Below are 455 nucleotides of genomic sequence, written 5' to 3'. Positions count from 1 at the left end.
CCTCGGCCGTGCAGCTGGAATCGGCGGCCTCCACGCTGACCCGTACCGCCGAGACCACCCAGAGCCTGTCGAGCCAGGTCGCCGGCGTGTCCGAGCAGGCCTCGTCCAACATGCAGTCGGTCGCGACCGCGACCGAAGAGCTGTCGGCCTCGGTCGAGGAGATCGGCCGCCAGGTGCGCGATTCCAACCGCATCGCGGAAGCCGCGGTGGTGCAGGCCAGGGAGACCGACGGCCGGATCGGCAAGCTCTCGCACGCCGCCCAGCAGATCGGCGAAGTCGTGAAGCTGATCACCGCGATCGCCGAGCAGACCAATCTGCTGGCGCTCAATGCCACCATCGAGGCGGCACGCGCCGGTGAGGCCGGCCGCGGCTTTGCGGTGGTCGCGAGCGAAGTGAAGTCGCTGGCGAGCCAGACCGCGAAGGCGACCGACGAGATTTCCTCGCACATCACGGGC

Annotated in this window: 1 protein-coding gene; it reads left to right on the top strand. The window is 69.5% G+C overall.

Features of this window, described 5'->3' with window-relative positions:
- A partial coding sequence (locus TSA1_RS40870; protein WP_245448510.1) for a methyl-accepting chemotaxis protein occupies positions 1-455 on the top strand: 455 nt, incomplete at both ends.

Source organism: Bradyrhizobium nitroreducens, from assembly GCF_002776695.1.
GTDB classification, from domain to species: Bacteria; Pseudomonadota; Alphaproteobacteria; order Rhizobiales; family Xanthobacteraceae; genus Bradyrhizobium; species Bradyrhizobium nitroreducens.
The sequence above is the reverse complement of the archived record's forward strand: the minus strand, read 5'-3'. Positions and strand labels throughout refer to the sequence as shown.